Annotated in this window: 25 protein-coding genes; 21 read left to right on the top strand and 4 right to left on the bottom strand. The window is 44.5% G+C overall.

The annotated features are described in order from the left end of the window. Positions 1-14 precede the first annotated feature (14 nt). Positions 15-536, bottom strand: a complete 522-nt coding sequence (locus AAGG74_RS12760) for a DUF2529 domain-containing protein (RefSeq protein WP_429675719.1) — start codon at positions 534-536, stop codon at positions 15-17. A gap of 165 nt (positions 537-701) precedes the next feature. Here AAGG74_RS12760 and spo0F point away from each other — a divergent pair, with 165 nt between their 5' ends. The 11 genes from spo0F (at position 702) to AAGG74_RS12705 (ending at position 10,686) form a co-directional block, all read left to right on the top strand. Further along, positions 702-1,076: a sporulation initiation phosphotransferase Spo0F gene (gene spo0F, locus AAGG74_RS12755; protein ID WP_003227621.1), complete on the top strand. Its 375-nt coding sequence runs from the start codon at positions 702-704 to the stop codon at positions 1,074-1,076. Between the two features lie 179 nt (positions 1,077-1,255). Continuing rightward, complete coding sequence (locus tag AAGG74_RS12750) at positions 1,256-2,113, top strand: class II fructose-bisphosphate aldolase (RefSeq protein ID WP_162103828.1); 858 nt, start codon at positions 1,256-1,258, stop codon at positions 2,111-2,113. A gap of 118 nt (positions 2,114-2,231) precedes the next feature. Further along, positions 2,232-2,870 carry a fructose-6-phosphate aldolase gene (gene fsa, locus AAGG74_RS12745; protein ID WP_225493211.1) on the top strand — a complete coding sequence of 213 codons (639 nt, stop codon included), beginning with the start codon at positions 2,232-2,234 and terminating at the stop codon, positions 2,868-2,870. 380 nt (positions 2,871-3,250) lie between these two features. Beyond that, positions 3,251-4,540, top strand: coding sequence for a UDP-N-acetylglucosamine 1-carboxyvinyltransferase (gene murA / locus AAGG74_RS12740; protein WP_429675718.1), 1,290 nt, complete (start codon positions 3,251-3,253; stop codon positions 4,538-4,540). Between the two features lie 22 nt (positions 4,541-4,562). Then, positions 4,563-4,775, top strand: coding sequence for a hypothetical protein (locus AAGG74_RS12735; RefSeq protein ID WP_429675717.1), 213 nt, complete (start codon positions 4,563-4,565; stop codon positions 4,773-4,775). A 413-nt stretch (positions 4,776-5,188) separates the two neighbouring features. After that, on the top strand, positions 5,189-5,350 hold the full coding sequence (locus AAGG74_RS12730; protein ID WP_162103832.1) for a hypothetical protein: 162 nt from the start codon (positions 5,189-5,191) through the stop codon (positions 5,348-5,350). A 30-nt stretch (positions 5,351-5,380) separates the two neighbouring features. Continuing rightward, positions 5,381-6,664, top strand: a complete 1,284-nt coding sequence (gene rho / locus AAGG74_RS12725; RefSeq protein WP_010328939.1) for a transcription termination factor Rho — start codon at positions 5,381-5,383, stop codon at positions 6,662-6,664. Positions 6,665-6,782: 118 nt separating this feature from the next. Further along, positions 6,783-6,983: a 50S ribosomal protein L31 gene (gene rpmE, locus AAGG74_RS12720; RefSeq protein ID WP_003151132.1), complete on the top strand. Its 201-nt coding sequence runs from the start codon at positions 6,783-6,785 to the stop codon at positions 6,981-6,983. Between the two features lie 89 nt (positions 6,984-7,072). Continuing rightward, a complete protein-coding gene (locus tag AAGG74_RS12715; protein WP_162103833.1) occupies positions 7,073-7,660 on the top strand; it encodes a thymidine kinase in 588 nt (195 codons plus the stop codon). Between the two features lie 287 nt (positions 7,661-7,947). Further along, on the top strand, positions 7,948-9,645 hold the full coding sequence (malS, locus tag AAGG74_RS12710; protein ID WP_162103834.1) for an oxaloacetate-decarboxylating malate dehydrogenase: 1,698 nt from the start codon (positions 7,948-7,950) through the stop codon (positions 9,643-9,645). Between the two features lie 81 nt (positions 9,646-9,726). Then, on the top strand, positions 9,727-10,686 hold the full coding sequence (locus AAGG74_RS12705) for an AEC family transporter (RefSeq protein WP_162103835.1): 960 nt from the start codon (positions 9,727-9,729) through the stop codon (positions 10,684-10,686). Between the two features lie 36 nt (positions 10,687-10,722). Here the strand turns inward: AAGG74_RS12705 and racA are convergent, their stop codons facing one another. Next, positions 10,723-11,277, bottom strand: coding sequence for a chromosome-anchoring protein RacA (gene racA, locus AAGG74_RS12700; RefSeq protein ID WP_429675716.1), 555 nt, complete (start codon positions 11,275-11,277; stop codon positions 10,723-10,725). 122 nt (positions 11,278-11,399) lie between these two features. Beyond that, positions 11,400-11,786 (bottom strand): SMU1112c/YaeR family gloxylase I-like metalloprotein, encoded by a 387-nt coding sequence (gene gloA2, locus AAGG74_RS12695; protein ID WP_429675715.1) that lies wholly within the window; start codon positions 11,784-11,786, stop codon positions 11,400-11,402. A gap of 125 nt (positions 11,787-11,911) precedes the next feature. Here gloA2 and prfA point away from each other — a divergent pair, with 125 nt between their 5' ends. The 3 genes from prfA to AAGG74_RS12680 are packed head-to-tail and all read left to right on the top strand — an operon-like array spanning position 11,912 to position 14,195. Further along, on the top strand, positions 11,912-12,982 hold the full coding sequence (gene prfA / locus AAGG74_RS12690) for a peptide chain release factor 1 (protein WP_162103990.1): 1,071 nt from the start codon (positions 11,912-11,914) through the stop codon (positions 12,980-12,982). A gap of 1 nt (position 12,983) precedes the next feature. Next, on the top strand, positions 12,984-13,850 hold the full coding sequence (gene prmC, locus AAGG74_RS12685; protein WP_429675714.1) for a peptide chain release factor N(5)-glutamine methyltransferase: 867 nt from the start codon (positions 12,984-12,986) through the stop codon (positions 13,848-13,850). A gap of 57 nt (positions 13,851-13,907) precedes the next feature. Continuing rightward, positions 13,908-14,195: a DUF5316 family protein gene (locus tag AAGG74_RS12680; RefSeq protein WP_429675713.1), complete on the top strand. Its 288-nt coding sequence runs from the start codon at positions 13,908-13,910 to the stop codon at positions 14,193-14,195. A gap of 17 nt (positions 14,196-14,212) precedes the next feature. Here AAGG74_RS12680 and AAGG74_RS12675 read toward each other — a convergent pair whose 3' ends face one another. Further along, on the bottom strand, positions 14,213-14,575 hold the full coding sequence (locus AAGG74_RS12675; RefSeq protein ID WP_162103840.1) for a UPF0715 family protein: 363 nt from the start codon (positions 14,573-14,575) through the stop codon (positions 14,213-14,215). 140 nt (positions 14,576-14,715) lie between these two features. Here AAGG74_RS12675 and spoIIR point away from each other — a divergent pair, with 140 nt between their 5' ends. The 7 genes from spoIIR (at position 14,716) to AAGG74_RS12640 (ending at position 19,413) form a co-directional block, all read left to right on the top strand. Continuing rightward, positions 14,716-15,381 (top strand): stage II sporulation protein R, encoded by a 666-nt coding sequence (spoIIR, locus tag AAGG74_RS12670; protein WP_429675712.1) that lies wholly within the window; start codon positions 14,716-14,718, stop codon positions 15,379-15,381. Between the two features lie 65 nt (positions 15,382-15,446). Beyond that, positions 15,447-15,890: a GNAT family N-acetyltransferase gene (locus tag AAGG74_RS12665; RefSeq protein ID WP_429675711.1), complete on the top strand. Its 444-nt coding sequence runs from the start codon at positions 15,447-15,449 to the stop codon at positions 15,888-15,890. Positions 15,891-16,047: 157 nt separating this feature from the next. After that, positions 16,048-17,088, top strand: coding sequence for an L-threonylcarbamoyladenylate synthase (locus AAGG74_RS12660; RefSeq protein WP_225493214.1), 1,041 nt, complete (start codon positions 16,048-16,050; stop codon positions 17,086-17,088). A gap of 78 nt (positions 17,089-17,166) precedes the next feature. After that, positions 17,167-17,724 (top strand): manganese efflux pump MntP, encoded by a 558-nt coding sequence (locus tag AAGG74_RS12655; RefSeq protein ID WP_429675710.1) that lies wholly within the window; start codon positions 17,167-17,169, stop codon positions 17,722-17,724. Positions 17,725-17,798: 74 nt separating this feature from the next. Continuing rightward, positions 17,799-18,251 carry a low molecular weight protein arginine phosphatase gene (locus AAGG74_RS12650; RefSeq protein ID WP_162103844.1) on the top strand — a complete coding sequence of 151 codons (453 nt, stop codon included), beginning with the start codon at positions 17,799-17,801 and terminating at the stop codon, positions 18,249-18,251. A 154-nt stretch (positions 18,252-18,405) separates the two neighbouring features. Then, on the top strand, positions 18,406-18,858 hold the full coding sequence (gene rpiB / locus AAGG74_RS12645) for a ribose 5-phosphate isomerase B (RefSeq protein WP_162103845.1): 453 nt from the start codon (positions 18,406-18,408) through the stop codon (positions 18,856-18,858). A gap of 12 nt (positions 18,859-18,870) precedes the next feature. Beyond that, positions 18,871-19,413, top strand: a complete 543-nt coding sequence (locus tag AAGG74_RS12640) for a TIGR01440 family protein (RefSeq protein ID WP_429675709.1) — start codon at positions 18,871-18,873, stop codon at positions 19,411-19,413. The last annotated feature ends 132 nt before the right edge of the window (positions 19,414-19,545 follow it).

Here is a 19,545-nt window from a genome sequence, read left to right as displayed (position 1 = left end):
ATTACAATAAGATATTATGCATACTCTTGCAGGATTTCTTTTAATGTAAACGATAAAGCATGGTAGACATACAATGCCGTCATTAAAGAAGGAAATCCGTAACGGGTGCCGTCTTCATCAGGAACAAGCGGCATTTTTAATTTAGAGTCAATATGTACATCACAATATTGTTCAATTCCCGCACTGTCATTAGCTGCCGGTGATACGCATACGACCCCTGCACCTTTTTCAAAAAGCTCTTTCGCCAGCGCCTGCTCTTCAGCTGTGCCCGATCCTGAACAAAACATCAGTACCCTGTCGCTTTCAGTCACGTCCTCAGCGCTTTCTGGAAAGGCTTTGACAGATGGGAATGGTTCTTTACTTTCGGTTGCCTCATAAAAGACGCCTTGAAGCTCATTAGCTCCGTATAAATAAATGGAATGCCCGCTAATCACTGCTTGAGCAAGCAGCCGCGCCCCATCTTCAATCGCGTCAGATTCCTTATCCTGAATGCGGGAAAAAATACCTGTTAACTGCGTCGTGAATATTTTCAACATAAGTGAATCCTCCTTTATAACGTACAATATCAGTATACAACAAAAGAGAAAATGCGCAGAAAATGTCGTAAAGTAGACTATTATAATTAAAGGAAATAGGAAAATCAAACAGAATACATACACTACTGCTTACTTTTGACGAAAATCATAATATTGGGGTGTAAAATGATGAATGAAAAAATTTTAATCGTTGATGATCAATACGGCATACGTATTTTGCTTAACGAAGTATTCAATAAAGAAGGCTACCAGACGTTTCAGGCTGCAAACGGTCTGCAGGCACTTGACATTGTGACAAAAGAACGGCCTGACCTTGTGCTTCTCGACATGAAAATTCCCGGAATGGATGGTATCGAAATTTTGAAACGGATGAAGGTCATTGACGAAAACATCCGGGTAATTATCATGACGGCATACGGAGAGCTCGACATGATCCAGGAATCGAAGGAACTGGGCGCTTTGACGCACTTTGCGAAGCCGTTTGACATTGATGAAATCCGAGATGCAGTGAAAAAATATTTGCCTCTGAAGTCTAACTGACATAAAGAAGAAACAAATGAATCATGTCATTATGTTGCCGATTTGTCGAAAAGTTGGTATTCTAGTTATGGAGAAAAAGCGATCTGGTATTTACATATGACAGCATTAAATGGGTCATGCTAGGATGGAGAGCTTTTTTCGCTAGAAGACAATCAGGCTACATAAGGAGGACGTTCGACATGCCTTTAGTTTCAATGACAGAAATGTTGAATACAGCTAAAGAAAAAGGTTATGCAGTAGGACAATTCAACTTAAACAACCTTGAGTTTACTCAAGCAATTTTACAAGCAGCTGAAGAAGAAAAATCTCCAGTGATCCTTGGTGTTTCCGAAGGTGCGGGACGCTACATGGGCGGCTTCAAAACAGTCGTAGCTATGGTAAAAGCACTTATGGAAGAGTACAAAGTGACAGTTCCTGTTGCGATCCACTTAGACCACGGTTCAAGCTTTGAATCTTGTGCGAAAGCGATTCATGCAGGTTTCACATCTGTTATGATCGACGCTTCTCACCATCCATTTGAAGAAAACATTGCAACAACTTCTAAAGTTGTTGAGCTTGCTCATTTCCACGGAGTATCTGTAGAAGCTGAGCTTGGAACAGTTGGCGGACAAGAAGATGACGTTATCGCTGAAGGCGTAATCTACGCTGATCCTAAGGAGTGCCAAGAGCTTGTTGAGCGCACTGGCATCGACTGCCTTGCACCTGCATTAGGTTCTGTTCACGGTCCTTACAAAGGTGAACCAAACCTTGGTTTCAAGGAAATGGAGGATATCGGTAAAACAACTGGTCTTCCATTAGTTCTTCACGGCGGTACTGGAATTCCGACTGCTGACATTAAAAAATCAATTTCACTTGGTACAGCTAAAATCAACGTGAATACTGAAAACCAAATTTCTTCTGCAAAAGCTGTTCGCGAAACATTGGCAGCAAAGCCTGACGAATACGATCCTCGTAAATATCTTGGACCTGCTCGTGATGCGATCAAAGAAACAGTTATCGGTAAAATGCGTGAATTTGGTTCTTCAAACCAAGCTTAATTCAATTTGAACGTTTATAGCCGCCTGACAGCTTGACAGGCGGTTTTCTGTCTATCATTAGAAAGCGCAATCATATCCACTGTTCAGAAAATTTCTTTTTCAGGGAGGCTTTTGGGTCATGCTATTTTTTGTTGATACAGCCAATATTGATGAAATCAAAGAAGCGAATGAATTAGGAGTTCTTGCTGGTGTAACGACGAATCCTAGTTTAGTAGCAAAAGAAGCTAACGTATCATTCCACGACCGTCTTCGCGAGATTACAGACGTTGTGAAAGGTTCTGTAAGCGCAGAGGTTATTTCTTTGAAAGCAGAGGAAATGATTGAAGAAGGAAAAGAACTGGCGAAAATCGCTCCAAACATTACGGTGAAAATCCCGATGACGCCTGACGGTTTAAAAGCGGTAAGAGCACTTACTGACTTAGGCATCAAAACTAACGTCACATTGATTTTTAATGCCAACCAGGCGTTGCTCGCTGCCAGAGCAGGGGCAACGTATGTATCACCTTTTCTGGGACGTTTAGATGACATCGGTCACAACGGTCTTGATCTGATTTCAGATATCAGACGGATTTTTGACATTCATGGTCTTGACACACAAATCATTGCAGCGTCAATCCGTCATCCGCAGCACGTGACAGAGGCAGCGCTAAGAGGGGCTCATATCGGCACAATGCCGCTGAAAGTCATTCATGCGCTTACGAAGCATCCGCTAACAGACAAAGGAATCGAACAATTCCTGGCAGACTGGAACAAATAATGGCAAACAGCGGCAAACCGCTTTATCTCTGTTTGCCGCGGCTTTTGTTTTTTCATCGTCCTGATTCAGCGGACTTGCAGATGCAGACGCAACTTAACAGAAAAGGAATGATTGGGCTGCAGAAGCTGATATCGGAACGAAGGGTTTGCGTACCGCTTTTTGCCGGATGACATCAATGTCTCTTAAGCCGGCGGGTCTCTGTGCAACTTTCGAAATTTGTGCCCCGCAAAGCTTCGTTATTTTCTTCTGATATTTTACAATGTGTTGTATTCTTTCTCTTCGAATTGGCTAGATTTTGGACATGAGCTTTATTTGCAGAGACAGAATAAAATAACATTTTATTTAGCTCCGCAGCTATCTTCTTATGGAAGGAGACTATCATGGAAAAGTTGAATATTGCCGGCGGTGACTCGTTAAACGGTACAGTACATATCAGCGGCGCTAAAAACAGTGCTGTTGCTTTAATACCTGCAACCATTTTGGCGAATTCCGAGGTGACAATTGAAGGGCTTCCAGAGATTTCAGATATTGAAACGCTGCGTGACCTGTTAAAGGAAATCGGCGGCAACGTGCATTTTGAGAATGGGGAAATGGTTGTTGACCCCGCCTCAATGATCAGCATGCCGCTTCCTAACGGGAAAGTAAAAAAGCTTCGCGCGTCGTATTATTTAATGGGGGCGATGCTCGGCCGCTTCAAACAGGCTGTCATCGGATTGCCTGGCGGCTGCCACTTAGGCCCCCGTCCGATTGATCAGCATATTAAAGGCTTTGAAGCGCTTGGTGCTGAAGTGACCAATGAGCAGGGAGCCATTTATTTGCGTGCAGACAGGCTGAGAGGCGCACGTATTTACTTAGATGTCGTAAGCGTAGGGGCAACCATTAATATTATGCTTGCCGCTGTTTTGGCAGAAGGGAAAACAGTCATCGAAAATGCTGCCAAGGAGCCTGAGATCATCGATGTCGCGACACTGCTTACCAGCATGGGCGCCAAAATCAAAGGCGCGGGAACCAATGTGATCCGAATTGACGGAGTGAAGGAATTGCACGGCTGTAAGCATACGATCATTCCGGACAGAATTGAGGCTGGAACCTTTATGATTGCAGGGGCTGCAATGGGCAAGGAAGTCATTATTGATAATGTGATTCCCACTCACCTTGAGTCTTTAACGGCAAAGCTGAGAGAAATGGGCTACCATATCGAAACAAGTGACGACCAGCTTCTTATTGTCAACAGGCAGAAACACTTAAAGCCGGTTGATGTCAAAACCCTTGTATACCCAGGCTTTCCGACTGACTTACAGCAGCCGATGACAGCGCTCCTGACAAGGGCAAAAGGGACGAGTGTCGTCACAGACACCATCTACTCGGCGAGGTTTAAGCATATTGATGAACTGAGACGGATGGGTGCCAACATGAAAGTAGAAGGCAGATCTGCCATCGTCACTGGTCCTGTCGAGCTTCAAGGCGCAAAGGTGAAAGCGAGTGATCTGCGTGCGGGAGCTTGTCTGGTCGTTGCCGGCCTGATGGCTGACGGTGTCACGGAAATTACGGGTCTGGAGCATATAGACCGCGGATACAGCAACCTTGAGAAGAAGCTTGAAGGGATTGGAGCGACAATCTGGCGTGAAAAATTGACTGACGAAGAAATAGAACAGCTTCAAAATTCATAATGATTTCTTGTTTGAGGAGATCGTGTGGGCATGGAAAAAGTTTATCTTATCTATGGAATTGGTGGGTGCGACCGAAGCGCCAATCTGTATATCGGAGGGGACTCGGAAACGGGCCCGCACCGATGTCGCAGCTGACTCGCTTGAAGGCACAAACCTTTTAGCAAGCGTCGCTGACGGTCCAGTCCGCGGCCCTGGCATAAATATGCGAAAAATCGAAAGCGGTGGGCTGCATTGAGATTGAAGCATCAGACATTGATAAAAGTTGTGGCGAAAGAAAAACAAGACGTCGTTGCCACGAAAGACATCTAAGTTTCGGGAGGCCGGCACCAGAATTAATTTGATCAACGTTAGCGATGTCGCAGGCGCCATCAACACGACTATGGATCAGGAGAGAGCTTTCTGCTGCTGCGTTAAAATGTTGTAATTCAGCCTTAAGAAACAAAAATAGCGGGTGTGCGCCCGCTTTTCCTTTGCAGAAAAGCGTCAACTCTATCAATTCCATGTCAAAACCTTATTTCAGTTGAATAATTTTCTGAAATAAGGTAAAAATAAAGAGTGCTGCGAATTTTACTGCGTAATTCCTTCTTTTAAGCACTAGGAAAATTTCAATTTCTACCGCATACAGACGATATAAGTATTGATCTTCTCATGTTTTTGTCCTCGCTTCCTTCAAAACTCATTAAGACAATCCTTTTAACAAAAGCGCCGATCATGGGTGGAAGTGTTACCGATAGAAGTTCCTTTATGTTAAAAAAAGAATGTGCTTTGGCGGATGTTGTGCAAAAGCAGCAGGTTATATGTGCAGAGTAAGATATTGACTATGAAAAGCGTGGTGTTTTTATGAAAAACGTATCCATTTCCTCTTTGGAAAATATGAAATTGAAAGAGCTTTATGAACTTGCAAGACATTATAAAATCTCCTATTACAGCAAACTGACAAAAAAAGAACTCATTTTCGCTATTCTAAAAGCAAACGCAGAACAGGAAGATCTGCTGTTTATGGAAGGCGTTCTTGAAATCATCCAGTCCGAAGGTTTCGGCTTCCTGAGACCGATCAACTACTCTCCAAGCTCAGAAGATATTTACATTTCAGCTTCACAAATCCGCCGTTTCGATTTGCGAAACGGAGACAAAGTATCAGGCAAGGTTCGCCCGCCAAAAGAAAATGAGCGCTACTATGGACTTTTGCACGTTGAAGCGGTAAACGGGGATGATCCCGAATCTGCAAAAGAGCGTGTGCATTTCCCGGCTCTTACACCTCTTTATCCAGACCGCCAAATGGTGCTTGAAACAAAACCAAACTTCTTGTCTACAAGAATTATGGACATGATGGCGCCGGTTGGATTTGGCCAGCGCGGTTTGATTGTTGCACCTCCAAAAGCCGGCAAAACGATGCTGCTGAAGGAAATTGCCAACAGTATTACAGCGAACCAGCCTGAAGCAGAGCTGATTGTGCTTTTGATTGACGAAAGACCAGAGGAAGTGACCGATATCGAGCGCTCTGTAGCCGGGGATGTCGTCAGTTCAACGTTTGATGAAGTGCCGGAAAACCATATTAAAGTGGCTGAGCTTGTGCTTGAGCGCGCAATGCGTCTAGTAGAACACAAAAAAGACGTCATCATTCTGATGGATAGTATCACACGTCTTGCCCGCGCTTACAACTTAGTGATTCCGCCAAGCGGAAGAACGCTTTCCGGAGGGATCGACCCAGCAGCGTTCCACCGCCCGAAACGCTTCTTCGGAGCTGCGAGAAATATCGAAGAGGGCGGCAGCTTAACGATCCTTGCTACGGCTCTTGTCGATACAGGATCGCGTATGGACGATGTGATTTATGAAGAATTCAAGGGAACAGGCAACATGGAGCTTCATCTTGACCGTTCTCTGGCAGAGCGCCGCATCTTCCCGGCCATCGATATCCGCCGTTCAGGAACGCGTAAGGAGGAGCTGCTTGTGCCTAAAGAGCACCTTGATCGTTTATGGTCGATTCGCAAAACGATGTCTGATTCACCGGATTTCGCAGAAAAATTCATGAGAAAAATGAAAAAAACCAAAACGAACCAGGAATTCTTCGATATACTCAATCAAGAATGGAAACAAGCAAATCTATCATCTGCCAGACGATAAATTGTATTTGCAAAAGAAGTAAATCACTGATATAATTTTCTCATATGCGTTTCGGACAATGATCCGAAATAATAACTCTGTTTCCACACGGGATTCAGGGCGGAAGGAGATGGATACAATGAAAGCAGGAATTCATCCTAATTTCAAAAAAGCAACAGTTAAATGCGCTTGTGGAAATGAATTTGAAACAGGCTCAGTAAAAGAAGAGGTACGCGTTGAGATTTGCTCTGAATGCCACCCATTCTACACTGGCCGTCAAAAATTCGCTTCTGCTGATGGTCGTGTTGATCGCTTTAACAAAAAATACGGTCTTAAGTAATAATAGATTTTTCAACAGGCAAGAAGCACTCTTGCCTGTTTTTTATATTGTCTAAAACACAAGCTGGCAGAGAGAGGGGAGCGGAGCTTATGTACATAATGAAACAAAGCGGGTGGCTTGAGCTGATTTGCGGCAGTATGTTCTCAGGAAAATCTGAAGAGCTGATCAGAAGAGTAAAGAGAGCGACTTACGCCAAGCAGGAAGTCAGAGTATTTAAGCCTGTAATTGATGATCGATACAGCGAAGATGCAGTTGTTTCCCATAATGGAACATCCATGACGAGCTATGCTATTTCTTCTGCTGCGGACATTTGGACTCACATCAGTGAAAATACGGATGTGATTGCTGTTGATGAAGTGCAGTTTTTTGACAGGAATATTGTGGAGGTCTTATCTTCTCTTGCTGATAAAGGCTACCGTGTGATTGCAGCGGGTCTTGATATGGATTTTAGAGGAGAGCCGTTCGGCGTCGTCCCGAAAATTATGGCGATTGCAGAAAGTGTGACAAAGCTGCAAGCTGTCTGTTCCGTCTGCGGATCACCGGCGAGCAGGACACAGCGCCTGATTGATGGCAAACCAGCTTCTTACGATGATCCGGTCATCATGGTGGGCGCATCCGAATCATATGAAGCAAGATGCAGACACCATCACGAAGTCCCGGATAAATTTACAAAATAGCCCAAAACATAGGCACATAGATGGAAAACACCAGGTGGAATACCGGTGTTTTTTTTATATTCTGATAATAATTAATTAAAAAATTTAATTAAGTGTATTAAAAAATTAAGTAATTTTCTTCTCTTGAATTTTGATTTTGACAGGCATACAATAGCTTACGTAATGTAAATAGTTTTTAGACATTGTTCGAATAATTGTCATAAAGTCGGTATAAAGATCATGATCTTATTTTTTGGATGGGTTATTACTTAACTTGATTAACAATTTCATGAAAGAAGGAGATTTGCTTGAATAACATAAAAAAAACACAAGAAGGCCACTTAGAAACAACTCTTAGAGGAAAAGAAGTTTTATCTATCCCTACTTTAAATAAAGGCGTTGCTTTTTCAGTAGAAGAGAGACAAGAGCTTGGCTTGGAAGGACTTCTGCCGCCAACTGTACTTTCTCTTGACCAACAGGCACAACGCGCATACGAGCAATTCCAAGCGCAGCCTGACCGTCTTCGTCAAAATGTTTACTTAAGTGATCTTGCAAACCGTAACGAAGTTCTTTTCTATAAATTGCTGAAAAACCATCTTCGTGAAATGCTTCCTGTTGTATATACACCAACAGTTGGTGAAGCGATTCAGGAATACAGCCATGAATATAGAAGACCACAAGGTGTCTACTTGTCAATCGACAACATTGACGGCATCGAAAAAGCGTTCGAAAACCTTCATGCGACAGCGGGAGATATCGATCTTATCGTTGCTACTGACTCTGAAAGTATCCTTGGTATCGGTGACTGGGGAGTAGGCGGTATTAACATCGCGATCGGTAAATTAGCTGTTTACACTGCTGCTGCTGGTATTGACCCTAGCCGTGTTATCCCGGTTGTACTTGATGTCGGTACGAACAACGAAAAACTTCTGAATGATCCTTTATATATTGGTAACAAGCATGAACGTGTTCAAGGCGAACGTTATGAAGAATTCGTTGACGCTTATGTGAAAGCGGCATTGAAATACTTCCCTAAAGCGCTTCTTCACTGGGAAGATCTTGGCAACAAAAATGCACGCAATATCATGAAAAAATACAACCATGACATTCTTACATTTAATGATGATATCCAAGGTACAGGCGCGATTACACTAGCTGGTGTGCTTGCCGCTATGAAGAAAACTGGCGCTTCTATTAAAGATCAGCGTGTTGTTGTCTTCGGTGCTGGTTCTGCTGGTATCGGTATTGCTGACCAAATCCGTGACACAATGATGCTTGCTGGATTATCTGAAGAAGAAGCTAACAAACGCTTCTACACAATTGATTACAGAGGCTTGCTGACTGAAGAAATCGAAGGCATCCTTGATTTCCAAAAACCTTACCTTCGCACTACAGATGAAGTGAAAGAGTGGAAACGCGATGAAAAAGGCCAAATTCCATTCGATGAAGTGGTTCGTCAAGCGAAACCAACAATCTTAATTGGTACTTCAGGGGTTTCAGGTGCGTTCACAGAGGAAATTGTAAAAGAAATGGCATCTCACACAGATCGTCCGGTTATCATGCCGATGTCTAACCCGACTCACCTTGCTGAAGCTGTACCAGAAGATCTCTTCAAATGGACTGACGGAAAAGTGCTTATCGCAACAGGAAGCCCATTTGACAATGTAGAATACAACGGTGTTTCTTATGAAATTGGACAATCTAACAACGCATTCGCGTTCCCTGGTCTTGGACTTGGTTCAATCGTAGCGGAAGCGAGTGTAATAACGCCTGCTATGTTTGCTGCGACTGCTGATGCGATTGCTGAAATGGTTGACTTTGAAACACCTGGAGCAGGATTGCTTCCAAGCATTGACAAGCTTCAAGAAGTTTCTATTGAAGTTGCGATTGCAGTTGCTGAAGCGGCAATTAAAGATGGCGTAGCAAATCGTCAGCCTGAAGATGTGAAACAAGCGGTTCTTGATGCAATGTGGACACCGGAATACAAAAAAGTCATCGCGAAATAATTAGCGAGTAAATTTATTCGTCCGAGGGAAAGCTTTTTGTAAAGCTAAAGTATACGGACATAGGATTTGGAGGAGAATATTTTGAGCATCTTAGATATCTTAATCCTCCTGGCACCGATCTTCTTTGTTATCGTGCTAGGTTGGTTTGCAGGACATTTTGGAAGTTATGATGCCAAGTCAGCAAAAGGGGTAAGTACGTTAGTAACGAAATACGCACTTCCAGCTCACTTTATCGCGGGTATTTTGACAACTTCTAGAAGTGAATTTTTATCTCAAGTACCATTAATGGTTTCTTTAATCATTGGGATTGTTGGTTTCTACATCGTTATTTTATTGATTTGCAGATTTGTGTTTAAATATGACTTAACGAACTCATCCGTATTTTCTTTGAACTCTGCACAGCCGACATTCGCTTTTATGGGTATTCCTGTATTGGGAAGCTTGTTCGGTGCGAGTGAAGTCGCGATTCCGATCGCGGTAACAGGTATCGTTGTTAATGCCATTCTTGATCCGCTTGCGATCATTATCGCTACTGTCGGTGAGTCGTCTAAGAAAAACGAAGACAGCGATGACAGCTTCTGGAAGATGACAGGGAAATCCATCCTGCATGGTCTTTGTGAGCCGCTTGCAGCTGCTCCGTTAATCAGTATGCTTATCGTGCTGATTTTCAACTTCACTCTTCCTGATCTAGCAGTTAAAATGCTTGATCAGCTTGGAAGCACTACTTCTGGTGTGGCTCTATTTGCAGTCGGTGTTACTGTTGGTATCCGAAGCATCAAATTCAGCATACCGGCATTTGGAATTGCGCTGCTTAAAGTTGCGGTTCAGCCTGCGTTAATGTTCTTGATTGCTCTTGCAGTCGGATTACCAGCTGACCAAATGACAAAAGCGATTCTGCTTGTTGCATTCCCTGGTTCTGCCGTAGCAGCCATGATTGCAACTCGTTTCGAGAAACAAGAGGAAGAAACAGCTTCTGCATTTGTAATCAGTGCGGTTCTGTCATTGATTTCACTTCCGATTATTATTGCGCTTACTGCGTAAATCACAAAAAGCTCCCTTTATGGGGAGCTTTTTGCTTTAAGTTTGAAATTTGAACAGTGACAGCAGCGGTTTTTTTCTTATTTTGGTTTTTTCGGAAGCAGCGGCGGTCTCGGGGATCGGCTGGGCGGTGAATTCTTTCATTTGTGAGGCCAGTGCCTCTAGATCTCCAAGGATGTCATCAATTTCTCTTCGATGCTGAAGCAGCTGATAAGACACCCCCTCATCGGCTTTTTGTTTCAGCTGGCGTTCCAGTTCACCGATCCTTGCAAGCAGTTCATTTTCGTCCTGTTTTTGCTGTAATAGCGTGTCGAGTTTCTGTTCGAGCTGTTCAATTCTTCGTTCCGAACCGTTATTTGTTTTTTGGACAATGAAACCTCTGCGCTTTTTAACGCTTTGCGGCACATGAATATCCTGAATGGCGGTGCCTTCAGAAATTTGCTTTTGAACAGATTTGAGAACCTTCACATCTTCTATAGTAAACGAATAATGCCCGAGCTCATTGCGTTCGGCTGGAAGATTCAGCTGTTTTACCCATCGCTGCACCGTTTTTGCGGAGACGCCGAGTTCACTTGCTACCTTATTTGTATTCATGATCCCATACCTCCTTTTTAGCCTAGGTATTCGACCATAGAATGCGGTTCCCTTCCGGTTAGACAAAACAAGAAAAGATTCGGCAAAGAAAGTGGAGTTCTCCTTAATTTCTTCAAAAACCGTTATTGTTCATACAGTTCTAATGGAAGCTTGTCAGGATCAAAAAAGAAGGTGAACCGCTTGCCAGTCAGCGGGTCTGTTCTGATCGGCTCCGTTTTGATTCCTTTTTCATGAAGCTCCTGAACCGCCTCATCCAAGCTGCTGACTGTAAAGGCGAGATGACGCAGGCCTGCTGCTTCAGGCCGAGTTTGGCGTTCGGGCGGATCAGGAAACGAGAACAGCTCAATGACGTACGAGCCGTTAAGCGACAAATCAAGCTTATAAGAGCCGCGATCTTTGCGGTACGTTTCTTGAATCACCTGAAAACCAAGCTTATGTACGTAGAAAGTTTTCGACTTTTCATAATCTGAACATATGATTGCAATATGATGTATCGATTTCAGCAACATGATCCCTCCTTGATTCCCAGTATAGCAGAGGGGGCTTTTGCATCTGGGATTGAAATGCTTTTGACTGGGGTTCATCACTATACTATAATGAGAATGTTACGCACAGGAAAACAGAGGTGAAGACCGTGTTAGACCGTTTAAAGTCAATCGAAGAACGATACGAAAAATTAAATGAGCTTTTAAGCGATCCAGAAGTAGTCAACGATCCGAAAAAGCTAAGAGAATATTCAAAAGAGCAATCTGATATACAAGAAACAGTTGACGTATATAGACAATACAGAGATGCGTCGGAACAGCTGACTGATGCAAAAGCGATGCTTGAAGATAAGCTGGACGCTGAGATGCGCGATATGGTGAAGGAAGAGATTTCTGAACTTCAGAAAGAAACGGAAACACTGTCCGAGCGCCTGAAAGTGCTCCTCATTCCGAAAGATCCCAATGATGACAAAAACGTTATCATGGAGATCCGCGGAGCTGCGGGAGGCGAGGAAGCCGCTTTATTTGCGGGCAGCCTGTACAGAATGTATTCCCGCTATGCAGAGCTTCAAGGCTGGAAAACAGAGGTCATGGAAGCGAGTGTAACCGGAACGGGCGGCTACAAAGAAATCATCTTTATGATTACGGGAAGCGGTGCATATTCGAAACTCAAATACGAAAACGGCGCCCACCGCGTGCAGCGTGTGCCTGAAACAGAATCAGGCGGCCGTATTCATACCTCTACTGCAACAGTAGCATGTCTTCCTGAGGCAGAAGAGGTAGAGGTTGACATTCATGAGAAGGATATCCGCGTCGATACGTTTGCATCAAGCGGACCGGGCGGACAAAGCGTTAACACAACAATGTCTGCGGTTCGTCTGACCCATTTGCCGACAGGTGTTGTTGTATCATGCCAGGATGAAAAATCTCAAATCAAGAACAAAGAAAAAGCAATGAAGGTTCTCCGTGCCAGAATCTATGATAAATTTCAGCGGGAAGCCCAAGCTGAATATGATCAAACACGGAAATCAGCAGTTGGATCAGGTGACCGCTCTGAGCGTATCCGCACATACAACTTCCCGCAAAACCGTGTGACGGATCACAGAATCGGCCTGACGATTCAAAAGCTTGACCAGATCCTTGAAGGAAAACTTGATGAAGTGGTTGAAGCGCTGATCGTTGAAGATCAAGCAAGCAAGCTTCAGCAGTCGGAAGGCTAAGATGAAGACAATATTTGAAGCCCTGAAATGGGCTTCTTCTTATTTAACTGCAGCGGGAAGAGAAGAAAATGCGGCTGAGCTTCTTTTGCTTAATGATACTGGAATGGACAGGAGCAAGCTGCTTGCTAACTTGCGGGAACCAATCGGCGAAGACGAGCTATATCGCTTTAAGCGCCACGTTGAGATGCATAAAGAGGGCGTGCCGGTTCAGTACATTATCGGAAAAGAATTTTTTTACGGCCGGGAATTTATGGTGAATGATGATGTGCTGATCCCGCGGCCGGAAACAGAAGAGGTTGTCTATCATCTGCTTGAAAAATATAAGCATATCTTTTCTGAGGGCGACAAGCTTGAGGTTGTTGACGTCGGTACAGGGAGCGGCGCAATAGCTGTCACGCTTTCGCTTGAAAATCAAAACTTTTCCGTGTCGGCTGTCGATATCTCAAAAGAGGCGCTGCAAGTTGCTTCTGCTAATGCGGAAAAGCTCGGAGCAGATGTTTGCTTTTATGAGGGCGACCTGCTTGAGCCTTTTATTAAGGCGGGAAAAAAAGCCGACATTATCGTTTCAAATCCTCCATATATCTCAGAAGAAGAAATGGCTGATCTGTCGGAAATTGTCCGTTTTCATGAGCCGCTGCACGCTCTCACTGATGGCGGAGACGGACTGAAATTTTATAAGCGGTTTATGGAAGACATTCCGCTAATCATGAAGGATAAAGTGTTTGTTGTTTTTGAAATCGGCTGGAAACAGGGAGAAGCAATCAAAGAGCTGTTCCTCAAAGCATTTAAGGACGCGAAAGTGGAAGTGCTGAAAGATATTAACGGAAAAGACAGAACCATATGCGCCGTGATTCATAAAAATATATAACCAGCTTGCTGGCAAGTTGATGAATCAAGCTATAACACCGGCAAAGGGGATGACAAAATGAAAAAAGCCCTGGCAGCAGGAATTTTGCTCATTGCGATTGAGAGCATGATTGGCACTATTTTTCCGCAGGCTCTTTCCTATGAAACGATGTTTGGCGTTGCGTCTCTCGTTTTGATTGGGCTTGCGGTGATCACATCGGGTTTGGCTGTGAGCGGAAGCGATCAGCGAGCAAACTATCATTCAGAAACGAAAGAAGGCCGAGCAGCCCGCTTGAAAATATCGGCTGCTTTGCTTGTTGCGGCGATCCCTTCTGTTCTATGTTATTTGCTCACGGTCTTGTTCTAATAAAAAAGGAAGCCTGTTTAGGCTTCCTTTTTTTGCAGTAAAACAGAATCCCATAGCCAATAGACGAGAGCTGTTAATACAGAAAAAAGATAGAAGGCAGTATTTTGAAACAAAGATTGGCTTGAAGGCTGCAGCACGCCGAAAATGATCGCGTTAGCAATAAATGCTGCGGCAAGGTAATACAGAAGATACAAAGGGCTGAACCGTTTCGGTTTTTTATTCATCATGAATTGAAGCGGCAGCGCAAATAGTAAATAAGGAAAAAGGAAATAAAATGCCATCGTGATGACAGCGGCAATGATAAATGAATGAATATAGATAATCGAATAAAGAACTGACATCGTGAATGCTGATAACAGCACTGTATAATTATATTTCATTTTAAACCTCCTAAAATACTATCGTACCATAAATTAGATTAACAGCCTGCTAGATTTTTTTCACCCTATACGTTTATCTTAAGCTCTCCTTGTCCATAATAGGGCTAGAACCAAAGGACGGAGAGGAACGGTGGGGACCGATGAAAAAAACTGTCATCATATTCATATATATTTTTCTTTTATTATCTGGAGCGCTTGTAGGGCTGGCAAAAGAAGAAACGGCCCGGCAATCAGAAAATCAGCCGGTGGTCATACCAGATGAGGCGATTCGTCTGAGAATATTGGCAAATAGCGATAGAGAGAAAGATCAGCAATTAAAGCGGCATATCAGAGACGCGGTCAATAAAGAAATCACAATCTGGGTAGAGAATATTACTTCTATAGATGAAGCACGGCGTTTGATTCGCTCAAAGCTGCCTGAAATTAAAGCAATTGCAAAGGAAACAATGAAGAAAGAAGGAGCGGACCAATCGATATCCGTTGATTTTAACAACGTCTCATTTCCGACAAAGCTTTACGGAAACATGGTGTATCCAGCCGGTGAGTATGAAGCGATTTTGATTACGCTTGGAAAAGGAGAAGGAGCTAACTGGTGGTGTGTGCTGTTTCCGCCGCTCTGCTTTCTCGACTTTTCTAACGGGGAAGCCGTCAAAGAACAAGAAGATCAAGAAGCCTCGAAAAAACAAACCGAAAAAGTGCTCGAGGACGTAACCGCTAAAGCGAAAAATGCCAAAAAAGAAGAAAAGGAAGACGACACAGAGGTGAAATTCTTCTTAGTTGAATGGATTTCCGGCCTTTTTTCCTAATACCTGGTCTAAAAATAGATTCGCCTCATAGATTGGAAGAAAGAACGCAAAAACGGGGTGAACGGATGTTTTATCAACTGCGGGTGGCAAGGGAAAAAGACGGAGAAGGACTCGAGGCATTTTTGAAACAGGCGAAAACCAGCTGTGAAGGCGTGAGAGAGAACTTCACTCAATTTCTTATGCTGGAGGACAGCGAAAAAAACATTGCCGGCTGTCTCGGAATTGAAAAAATAAGCTGTGGTCAAGGATTGCTGCGATCACTTGTCATATCGGACAAGCTTCATCAAGGTCATATTGTGACGCTCTTTCAGAGCATGGAGCTGTTGTGCGAAAAGCATCAGATCAAAACAGTATATTTAATAGCGAATCAGCATTCCTCCGCCGACTTTCTGGCGGCGCTTGGATTTGAACCAGCTGAAAGTGTACCTGAAGAGCTGTGTTCTTCTGGTCATTTCTGTGAATCGCAGCAAAGAGAAGGAGCCGTCTTGATGAAAAAAGCATCTGGATAAGTACGATTTATACACATACTTATCCACTTCTTCAATAGCGTTGTCCACAATTTGTGGATAACGCTTGTTTTATTACAGGACATCTTTTATACTTTCAAAAGGATTACACGCGAAAAACAATCGTTTTATCGTTGTGAATAAGGAGTTTGGTCTGAAAATGAAAACGAAAAGATGGTTTGTGGATGTAACTGATGAGTTATCCACAAATGATCCACAAATTGCACAAGCAGCCGCTTTGCTCCGAGAAAATGAAGTCGTTGCATTCCCGACAGAAACGGTATACGGTCTCGGCGCAAACGCGAAAAACACAGAAGCTGTCAAAAAAATATATGAGGCGAAAGGGCGGCCGAGCGATAATCCCCTCATTGTCCACATTGCGGATATCAGTCAGCTTGCCGATTTAACCGGCCCGGCGCCGGAAAAGGCGAAAATCTTGATGAAACGGTTTTGGCCGGGTGCACTAACGCTCATCCTGCCGTGTAAACCTGATGCGCTCTCCCCCCGTGTAACGGCAGGGCTTGAAACGGTTGCCATTAGGATGCCGGATCATCCGCTTGCTCTAGCGCTGATTCGTGAGTCTGGTTTGCCGATTGCGGCACCTAGCGCCAATCTGTCAGGCAAGCCAAGTCCGACAAAGGCCGAGCATGTGGCTCATGACTTGGAAGGCCGAATAGCTGGAATCATGGACGGAGGTCCTACCGGGATTGGGGTCGAATCAACTGTACTTTCATGTGCGGGCGACATTCCTGTCCTCCTGCGCCCGGGCGGCGTTACGAAAGAACAAATTGAAGCGGAGGTAGGACCGATCCTTGTGGATAAAGGACTCAGCGATCAAAATGAGAAGCCGATTTCTCCAGGGATGAAATATACACATTATGCGCCGACAGCGCCGCTTGCCATTTGCGAAGGCGGACCAGAGCGCGTTCAGCACCTCATTCAAGAATTTCAACAAGGCGGCAGACGAGTTGGCGTCCTGACGACAGAAGAAAACGCGGACGTATATTCCGCTGATTATGTGAAGAGCTGCGGCAGACGGTCACAGCTTGAGACTGTTGCGGCGGCGCTGTATGATGCGCTGCGCAGCTTTGATGAAAATAAGGTGGACTTTATTATTGCGGAATCCTTTCCTGACACGGGCGTCGGTCTCGCCGTTATGAACAGGCTGATGAAAGCTGCCGGAGGAAGAGTGATTTGCTGAATACAGTCAGATGTTCTAACCCTTTTTGGACACGCATAGGCTAAAAAAGCAGGGCGTGTCCAAGGGGGTTATTTATGTATGTCGGATTTGTTCATAGGAGAGCTGGTGACTTTAAGCATCATGGCGTTTGCTTTAGGGATGGATGCTTTTTCTGTCGGTCTCGGAATGGGCATGGTCAAACTCAGGAAAAAGCAGATATTCTACATTGGTTTCATTATCGGCCTCTTTCACGTCGTTATGCCTCTTGCAGGGATGGCAGCCGGCAGCATGTTGTCGGGGCTCTTAGGTGTGTTAGCGGTTTATATCGGGGGTTCGCTGCTTTTGGTTCTTGGGGTTCAAATGCTTATGGCTTCTTTTAAACAGTCAGAAGACCGATTCATGTCGCTGGCAGGGCCGGGCTTATTGCTGTTTGCAATCGGCGTCAGCCTTGATAGCTTCTCCGTCGGTTTGAGCTTGGGGATATACGGCTCGCATCTGCTCCTCACCATTACCCTGTTTGGGCTGTTCAGCATGATATTGACATGGCTGGGCTTGCTGATCGGAAAACAAGTACAGTCATGGCTTGGCTCATACAGCGAAGCGCTCGGAGGCATCATACTCATCGCCTTTGGCTTAAAGCTTCTTTTGCCAATTTGATATTTCAATAAAAGAAACGAAGTCGCCGTTTCTTTTTTCTTCATATATAATAGAGAAAATAAGGGGTGACTAACGTGAATATTATTTTTGTCTGTACAGGAAACACGTGCCGCAGCCCGATGGCTGAGGCGCTTTTTAAATCAATTGCAGAAACGGAAGGGCTGAATGTCAGTGTCCGCTCGGCAGGTGTTTTTGCTTCGCCTAATGGGAGAGCGACGTCTCATGCGGTCGAAGCGCTGTTTGAAAAGCACATCGCCTTGAATCACGTGTCTTCTCCATTAACTGAAGAACATATGGAATCGGCTGATTTAATTCTGACTATGACTCATCAGCACAAACAGATCATTGCCAGTCAATTTGGACGGTACCGTGATAAGGTGTTTACGCTAAAAGAATATGTTACAGGCACCCACGGGGATGTTATCGATCCGTTCGGCGGTTCAATTGAGATCTATAAACAAACGAGAGATGAGCTTGAAGAGCTTCTTTGGCGGCTGGCAAAACAGCTGAAAAAAGAAGGCAAGTAGGCTGTCAGAAAATCTGCAAACAGGTCATTTGCAAATCCTGCGTGAAGGAGTAGAATAAAGTGAAAAGCACATCATATGGTGTGAACCAGAGCGGACAGGCTGCGCGGCCAATATAGCGGGCGGGACCGCATTACACACGTGGGAGGAAAAGCAGATGAAAGTAGCCATCGCATCGGATCATGGCGGCGTTCACATTCGGAATGAAATCAAAGAGTTAATGGACGAATTGCAAATTGAATATATTGATATGGGCTGTGACTGCGGCGACAGCGGATCTGTCGATTATCCTGATTATGCTTTTCCGGTAGCCGAAAAAGTGGTAAGCGGCGAAGCTGACCGCGGCATTTTAATTTGCGGGACAGGCATTGGTATGAGTATTTCCGCTAATAAAGTCAAAGGCATCCGCTGCGCGCTGGCACACGACACATTCAGCGCGAAGGCAACGAGAGAGCATAATGACACAAACATCCTCGCGATGGGTGAACGGGTGATCGGCCCTGGTTTGGCGCGGGAAATCGCAAAAATCTGGCTGACTACCGAGTTTACCGGCGGAAGACATCAGACTCGTATTAGCAAAATCTCAGATTATGAAGAGAAAAACCTATAGGGGTGCTGTTCAATGAATGAGATCAAACAAACGTGGAGTAGGATGCTGTCTAAGTTTCAGGAACAAGCGGAATTAAAGCCGGATCAGCTTTTTGTCCTAGGATGCAGTACAAGCGAAGTGGCCGGCAGCCGGATCGGAACATCGGGCAGTGTAGACATCGCGGAAAGCATCTACAGCGGACTTGCTGAGCTTAAGGAGAAGACGGGAATCCATCTCGCGTTTCAATGCTGCGAGCATTTGAACAGAGCGCTTGTTGTCGAGGAAGAAACAGCTAGGCTGTTCAGGCTCCCAACAGTCTTTGCCGTACCCGTTCCAAAAGCGGGCGGCGCGATGGCTACTTATGCATTTAAGCGGATGGCGTCTCCTGTTCTTGTCGAGACCATTCAGGCTGATGCCGGAATAGACATCGGCGATACGTTTATCGGCATGCATCTGAAGTCGGTAGCTGTGCCTGTGCGTGTTTCTCAAAACAGCCTCGGTGCAGCGCATGTGACCTTAGCGCGTACACGGCCGAAGCTGATTGGCGGAATGCGGGCGGTTTATGGGTGTGAATGAAAGGACTGCATGGCCAGTCTTTTCTTTTTAAGCAGAAAAATAAATTCCGAACTTTAGCTTAAATATATGTTGTTAATATTCGTTTTTACCAATATAAATTCAAATTTTTAAAAAATAATCTTTTACATTGGT

This window comes from Bacillus mexicanus (genome assembly GCF_050445615.1).
GTDB classification, from domain to species: domain Bacteria; phylum Bacillota; class Bacilli; order Bacillales; family Bacillaceae; genus Bacillus; species Bacillus mexicanus.
This window is presented reverse-complemented; position numbering and strand designations above follow the sequence as displayed.